This is a genomic window from Pseudomonas syringae, assembly GCF_001698815.1.
GTDB classification, from domain to species: domain Bacteria; phylum Pseudomonadota; class Gammaproteobacteria; order Pseudomonadales; family Pseudomonadaceae; genus Aquipseudomonas; species Aquipseudomonas syringae_A.
The window spans coordinates 174722-182203 of the sequence record NZ_LGSI01000067.1 but is presented as its reverse complement, the minus strand read 5'-3'; the positions used below and the strand labels follow the sequence as shown (position 1 = coordinate 182203).

Annotated in this window: 7 protein-coding genes; 6 read left to right on the top strand and 1 reads right to left on the bottom strand. The window is 57.3% G+C overall.

Translation table 11 applies throughout. The features are described 5' to 3' along the window. Positions 1–137 precede the first annotated feature (137 nt). The 6 genes from AFK24_RS23570 to AFK24_RS23545 all read left to right on the top strand — a co-directional run bounded on the left by AFK24_RS23570 (position 138) and on the right by AFK24_RS23545 (position 7243). On the top strand, positions 138–2498 hold the full coding sequence (locus AFK24_RS23570; RefSeq protein ID WP_139110563.1) for a hypothetical protein: 2361 nt from the start codon (positions 138–140) through the stop codon (positions 2496–2498). After that, entirely contained in the window at positions 2495–3565 is a 1071-nt protein-coding gene (locus AFK24_RS31665) for a hypothetical protein (protein ID WP_065835512.1), read from the top strand. Before AFK24_RS23570 ends, AFK24_RS31665 begins: the two co-directional genes overlap by 4 nt. A 114-nt stretch (positions 3566–3679) precedes the next feature. Continuing rightward, on the top strand, positions 3680–4897 hold the full coding sequence (locus AFK24_RS23560) for a class I SAM-dependent methyltransferase (protein WP_065835511.1): 1218 nt from the start codon (positions 3680–3682) through the stop codon (positions 4895–4897). Between the two features lie 185 nt (positions 4898–5082). Beyond that, entirely contained in the window at positions 5083–5580 is a 498-nt protein-coding gene (locus tag AFK24_RS23555) for a hypothetical protein (protein ID WP_065835510.1), read from the top strand. Positions 5581–5714: 134 nt separating this feature from the next. Further along, positions 5715–6863 (top strand): L-threonine dehydrogenase, encoded by a 1149-nt coding sequence (gene yiaY / locus AFK24_RS23550; RefSeq protein WP_065835509.1) that lies wholly within the window; start codon positions 5715–5717, stop codon positions 6861–6863. A gap of 56 nt (positions 6864–6919) precedes the next feature. Then, positions 6920–7243, top strand: coding sequence for a DUF2025 family protein (locus tag AFK24_RS23545; protein WP_065835508.1), 324 nt, complete (start codon positions 6920–6922; stop codon positions 7241–7243). 62 nt (positions 7244–7305) lie between these two features. On the opposite strand, the gene AFK24_RS31250 is transcribed toward AFK24_RS23545, so the two are convergent. After that, positions 7306–7476, bottom strand: coding sequence for a hypothetical protein (locus tag AFK24_RS31250; protein ID WP_170826382.1), 171 nt, complete (start codon positions 7474–7476; stop codon positions 7306–7308). Positions 7477–7482 lie beyond the last annotated feature (6 nt).

Genomic DNA, 7482 nt, shown 5'->3' with positions numbered 1-7482 from the left:
ACCAGCGTCACCTGCTGGAACTGTGCGGCGCGCGGGCGCAGCGTTATCCGCATCACGCCAGCGCCTTGCTGGTGCAACAGCTGATTGTTCCGCACTCCATCGGCGGCAAGAAGAACCCGCTGCATCAGCAACTCGACATGCTCAAGGAAAAGAGCCGACTGGATATCAACCGCTTCACCGCCAGCAGCGAACGCGCCCAGCTGTGGCGTCAGCAGGAAATGAGCCAATCGCTGCTCAGCGAATGCCTGCAACAACGTCAGACTGAACAATGCCTCGCCGACCACCTGAGTCTCGATGGCTTCAAATACGCGGCGGCTTTTCATTTTGTCAGCCAGCTGTTCGTCACCTTGGCGCTGGGTCCGTCGGGCTATGACCCGTTGGCCGCCAGCGGCGACATCACCGACGCCATGACCGGCCTCAGCCTCTACAGCCCCGACGCCAGCGTCGGCCAACAGTGGATCGCTCAAGTCAGCAATGACCCGCAACATCCAATGCACCGCATGCTCTGGCCGGATGCCGGGCAACAGGATCTCGACGCGCCATATCAGGCACCCGCCAACCCGGATATCAATCAGGGCGACGGCACTTTTCGGGCGACGGAGCTGGCCAGCACCGAACAGGACAGTGTTGCTCCCGCTGGTGCGTACTCGACGATCGATGCAATGTTTTTGGCGAGTTTGCTGAAAAGCGGGGGCCTCAATACTACCCTGACCCTTGAAGCGAAGGCCGGCGCGGCTGCGCTGGTCGCGATCAATGAAAACCTGCAGGGCGCAATCGAAGCCGCCGAACGGGCGGTGCATGGCGCGCAGCATATTGCACTGCAAGACCCCGCCGCCAAACGCTTTCGACTAAGTGAAGCAGCGCATCGACGCAGCCTCGCCCAACTGCGCGGCATGCTGCCGGAAACCTTTGGCGACCTGCACTTCCTGTCTCTCGCTGACGCCCGGAGAAAGGATTATTACGTTTTCGGCCTCGACGACATGCCCGAAAAAACCGGCCGCTCTGCGCAGGTCTACGGGGTTTATCGCAACCAGAATGGCGTCATGAAATCCCCCGCTGAGGATCACGGTTTTGCTCGGCCGCAGCCGGATCTGCCGCCAGAACGAATCGTCATCGGCATCCCGCGCAACCACCGTACGGCCATGACGGTTAGCCGACTCAATCAACGGTTTAACGACGCTTGGCAACAAGACATGGCCAAGCGCGCGGCGGACAAGGCAGACAAGCTGAGTGGGCTGGAGAGTGCGATCAAGCTGCGGGATTCGATGCGGGACAGTACGGCTTTTCGGGTATTGGATTCGGTGCCGGTGGCGGGGCTGATTGTGGGGTTGGAGGTTTATAATTTAAGTAATGAGTTTGACGGATGGGAGCAGACGGTTAGGGAGAAGGAGGGGCTTCGTGGCTTTGTCGGGGTTGCGAGCGCGGGACTTGATTTGGCTATCGCATTCGAGGCGCTGACTGTGAAGCTGGCTGGTAGTAATTCTGTCTTGGCAGCTGGACGCAAAACTGTGCTTACCATTCCGGAAGCATTCGCAGAGCGGCTTCTGGGTCCCTTAAGCGAGTATCTAGTTAAGGAGTACAGCGCCCGCTTGTTCAGCCAGATTGGAGCAGGTTTGCTTTTTACCGGGATCAGTATTTACGACGCGTGGCATTCCTACAGGTGGGGTGATGATGCCTATATAGGCCAACTAGTCATGGCTTCTGGCGGGTTGACGGCGGCTTTGGGTAGTGTTGTCGCTGGGGGCAGCACCTTCCTTGGTTTGAGTCCTATGGGTTGGGCTGCGCTGTTATTGATTGCCACTGGCGCAGGACTGGCCTATTGGCTAGGCAGCAAGCCCATTGACGACTGGTTGAAACCCATTGACGACTGGTTGAAAAAAGGACCCTTTGGCGATGATCCTCATAACTCCGCGCCACACATGCAAGACCCTCAGAATGCCTTCTACTATCTGGTCAGTCTGTTCGCCGATATCCGAATCAGTATCGACCGCAACCCTGAATACGTTGCTGACGGCCTGCTGGATTTTCGCGCCACGGTACCTTTTCCGGTGCGCAGCGCCAATACGCGAATTCGTATTGAAAGTAATTTGAGCGGGTTATTGAATGGATCGGGCGAGCTGGGGACTCAGGCTTTCCTCAATCTGAAAAGCTTTGAAGTCTTTTTCGATCAATACAGCGATCGGAGCAAGACCAGCAGCTCGCAGATAGCTGTAACGCCAGTTGCCTATCGGCTATTGCCGGGCGCCTTGGAGCTGTTCGTCAAAACACCTTTTTCCTATAAGGCTGAACCTGCGCAAAATTTGCCGGAGGTCTATCACGTATGGCGCGTGCGCGCTCAATTGTCGCTGAATGACGGGCAGCGTACCTGGGTCTTTCCGGCGCCACCGCCCAAAGATCCAACCCCCTTCGGGTCGACTTACGCCAGACCCGATTTTGAAGTTACCAAACGGCTGTTCTGGGCCGACGAAACCGAGAATAGGGCGAAGACCGCGAAATGAGTACCCAGAAGACGCCTTACTATGCAGATACCGCTTATCGTTCAGACGGCATTCCTAAGCAACAAGCTTCAACGGAGCGGTCATGGCTCAGGCGTTTTGGCAAAAAGCGCTTACCGTGGGGGCGGGCGCTGAGCCTTGCACCGGACGCATTTATGCGACGGCGCTCGCCGAACAACCTACGTTTTCGTGAAGATATGCGTAAAGAACGCCAAGAGAAAATTGCGGCCGGTACTTACGTTCCCGCGCCTTACGAACATGTAGATTTTCATGATCGGCACGACCATGAGCGGTTCAGGTTTTCGCTCTGGTCTTCACGCTCCCAATTTTGGTCGTACTTGTATATTTTTGGGAAAGGGTGGTCTCTGATATTTACTCCCATATACATTCTTACTGCGCTTGCATTAGCAGCAAAGTCTCGCGAACCTTATTTCGAGGCATTATGGGGTTTGTTCGATGAAACGTTTTACGTGACGATGCTTCCGTTATATGTAGCATGGGCCGCAGCCTCATTAATCTTGAGGAAATTCCCCAAGCTCTGGGTAAAACCGTCCCGAGGCCCCATATGGGAACTAAACCGTCGCACCGGTCTGGTCACGCTATTCGACTACGACAATAACGGCGAGTACAAAAAGAACGGCACCATCGGCGAAATAACCGCGCCGTTTTATGAGTTCGACGCTTATCTTGAGTCGGCACCAGATCGGCAGGGTTCGATGAATCATGTGTTGTGCATTGCCCACCGTTATCGGGACATCGTGATCAATTTTTCGTCGCTAGTGAATCTGGATAATCGCTGGCAGATGCCCTGCGCGCTGTGGGACTTTCTGCAAAATTACATGGACACCAGTCGCCCGCTGCCGGATTTGCCGCGCTATGAAGAGTTTCGCCACCTGGACCCAACCACCGCCGCCCACGACCTGAAAACCGGCCGTAATCCACGCTTCTGGATCGATATGGACGACGAAACCTACAAACAGCAGCTCAGCCAGCTACTGGAAAACATCGACAACATCGACACCTTCAAACGCGCAAACTTGATGGCAAGGCATGTGCGGTATGTGGATTAGGAATGACGACGCTGAGTGATTTACACAGAATTAAATTAACCCCCACCCCACAACCCGCCTAAAATACCCGGCTTCGCTGCTTTCCAGCTTCAGCCCGCCCCGAGGCGTTTTTCGATGTCAGTCACTGCAACTCCCGCCCAGTCTGCCCAGGACCACCATGCCCAGTTTCTCGGCTTGCTGGAGAACAGCCTGTCGCAGAACTCATTTATCAAGCTGGTCCTGGCCAAATACGTCGGTGACGAAGCCGAGTTGCAGCGGGTGATCATCAAGCAGCTGACCGTCAAGGATCAGCCGTGTCTGTCGTTCGTCTATCGCTATAAGACTCGCGATATCACCAAGAATCTGCCGCTGGCCGAGGCTGTTCAGCTGATCGGTGGCTTGCTGCCGGAGTCATTCAAGAACGCGCATTTGCTGTCGCTGACCGACGAAGTGCAGTTCGAATACGGCAAGAAAGGTAAAAGCACGCTGTTCAAGAGCAAGGCCCAGCAAGAGCGTGAAGCGCCAACGGCCGGGCATGATCGGGAGAAGAAGCGTTATCTGGAGCTGACCCGGCCATTTCTCACCGATCTGGGCGTGACCAACAAACAGCATGAGCTGATCCCTTCCATGTCGCGCAAGTGGAAGCAGATCAACAAGTTCATCGAGGTGTTTTCCCACGCCCTGACGTCTTCGCCGCTCAAACTCGATCAGCCGATAAAAGTCGCGGACTTCGGTTCGGGCAAGGGCTACCTGACGTTCGCCATTCACGACTATCTGCGTAATACCTTGCAGGCCGAAGGGCAGGTGACTGGCGTCGAATTGCGCGAGGACATGGTCACGCTGTGCAACAACGCCGCTGCTCGGCTGGATCATCCCGGCCTGGTGTTCGAGTGCGGCGATGTGCGCAGCGTCGCGCCGAGTGCGCTGGACGTGATGATTGCCCTGCATGCCTGCGACATCGCCACCGATTACGCCATTCATATGGGCATTCGTTCCGGGGCGTCGATCATCATGTGTTCGCCGTGCTGTCATAAGCAGATTCGTCTGCAAATCCAGAGCCCGACACTGCTCAAACCCATGCTGCAATACGGTCTGCACATGGGCCAGCAAGCGGAAATGGTCACCGACAGCCTGCGCGCACTGCTGCTCGAAGCCTGCGGTTACGAGACCAAAGTGTTCGAGTTCATCTCGCTGGAACACACCAACAAAAACAAGATGATCCTCGCGGTAAAACGCGCCGAACCGCTCAAGTCCAGCGACATCCTGGCTCGCATCCAGGAACTGAAAACCTTCTACGGGATTCAGGAACAATGCCTGGAAACCTTGCTGGTGGCGGACGGTTTTATCAGCTGACTGTCAGCACAGTCTCGGGTTGTTGAGGTACGGGTCTTACGAGCGTGTAGGACTCGGCTGAAAATCATCCACCCCCGACATCTGTCGGATTCTCGCCGAGCCCGTCGGCGGGCAAAGTCCTGCGCTCCGAAGCTGGCGCAGAGAATGAATATTCAAGCGCTGGCGCCCTTTGCGCAGGTTCCAGCATGTCCATTCAGATCAGAAAGTCCCATCGCTTCTTATTGCTTGCAGCTATCGCCGCGTCGCTGCCGGGCTGCACCATCAGCGCTGCCTCGCAACACGACTATTCAGGCTTGCCCGATGACCCGTTCGCGGAGGTCGTGAGGCAGGTTCGAGGCGGTAGCCGCGATCTTTTCAACAATATCGAGCGCGGGCAGATCATCTCGCAACAATTTCTTCGCGGTAAGAACCTGGAGCAAATCCGAGCCTTGTTCACTGCGGCGCAAGGTGTCTGCGTGACGGGGACGGATGCCTCGCAGCTCGTGTGCGTGGTCGATCGCTGGTGGAAATACGCGATGTCTCGCTCGGCCGCCGATTCGAGGAACCGCTGCCTTCCGGGGATTCAGCTGAGGTACCGCTTCAGTTTCGATGAACCGAGCCAGCTGGCTGCGACCTGGTCAAGGTATGACTTCGATGTCATTCACCTGGCGCACTGCAACCGTACACGCACCATTCCCGGGTAAGCGCCGGTAGAGAACCTATCGGTTCCTTGAGTTGGATCAACCTCACGCTCGTTGCCAACGCTCATGCTGCAAGCATTCCCCCCGCCGGGTTGTTGTGCAATCGCTCGGCTGATCGTTAGCAATGAGGATCCGTCATGAGCAGCACTTTTTTCATCCCCTCCGTGAACATCATGGGCCTGGGTTGCCTCGATGAGGCAATGCAAGCCATCCGCAATTATGGCTTCCTCAAGGCGTTGATCGTTACCGATGCCGGCTTGGCCAAAGCCGGACTGGCCGCACAGATCGCCGGGTTGCTGGTGGAGCAGGGCATCGACTCGGTGGTCTACGACGGCGCCAAGCCCAACCCTACCGTCAGCAATGTTGAAAATGGCCTGGCCATGCTGCGCGAGCGGGAATGCGATTTCGTGATTTCCCTTGGCGGCGGTTCGCCCCATGACTGCGCCAAAGGGATCGCGTTGTGCGCCACCAATGGCGGGCATATCAGCGATTACGAAGGCGTGGACCGCTCCACCAAGCCGCAATTGCCGCTGATCGCCATCAACACCACCGCCGGCACCGCCAGCGAAATGACCCGTTTCTGCATCATTACCGACGAAGTGCGCCACGTGAAAATGGCCATCGTCGATCGCAACGTCACGCCGCTGTTGTCGGTCAACGACCCGGCGATGATGGCCAAGATGCCGAAGTCACTGACTGCCGCCACCGGCATGGACGCTCTGACTCACGCCATCGAAGCCTATGTCTCGACTGCCGCAACGCCGATCACCGACGCCTGCGCGCTCAAGGCCATGGCGCTGATCGCCGAAAACCTGCACAAGGCCGTAGTGAATGGCTCGGATTTGACCGCACGGGAAAACATGGCCTATGCGCAATTCCTCGCGGGCATGGCCTTCAACAATGCGTCCCTGGGTTTTGTGCATGCCATGGCGCACCAGTTGGGTGGCTTCTATGACTTGCCGCACGGGGTCTGCAACGCGGTCTTGTTGCCCCACGTGCAAAGCTTCAACGCCAGTGTTTGCTCCGCCCGCCTGAGCGACGTCGCCCACGCCATGGGTGCGGACACCCGCGGCCTGTCGCCTGAAGAGGGCGCCCGTGCGGCCATTGCGGCAATCCGCAGCCTGTCGAGCTCCATCGATATTCCGCCGGGCCTCACCGCGCTAGGCGTCAAGGAAGAAGACTTCCCGATTCTGGCCGCCAATGCTCTGAAAGACGCCTGCGGCCTGACCAACCCGCGACCTGCCGATCAACTGCAGATCGAAGACATCTTCCGTCGCGCACTCTGATCGCCATTGCCCGCGATTCGGCGAATCGCGGGCTCGAACTTCTCCAGAGGTCATTGATGAAAACCACCTCCAGCGCTATCTGTGAAGCAGCCGACCAACTCGCCGGGTTCGTCGGCTACCACCACAAGGCCCATCGCCATATCGTGCGCTTCAGCGAAGACTCCTTCGGCATGGACGTCGCCGACGACAGCATCACGCCTACCTGCGAATTCGTCTGGTCGCCGGCAGACAACGAACTCATGACCCTGAGCCGCGAACGCCTGCAACTGCTGCTCGAACAAAACATCGACGACCGCCTGCGCATCACCGAACCGCTGCGCGTCTACATGCGCCGGCTCGACCTGCCGGAAATCGTGGTGGAGCGGCGGGTGAAGGTTTAATCCAGCCTCCGTGGGAGCCAGCTTGTTGGCGAAGCGGCACCCCGGCGTGCTATCAACTATCGTCACACGTTGGCCGCAGGATCAATCCTGCGACAACTCACAAAAACGAATGCGGTTCCCAAACGGTCAGCCACCTCCAATACCCGTCCCCATCCCTGATCCTGCAGCGCCGGTTTGACATATTGATAGGTTTTGCGTGCCCGCTTTTCTTGCAACTCTTCGATATCAGTCACTGGCAC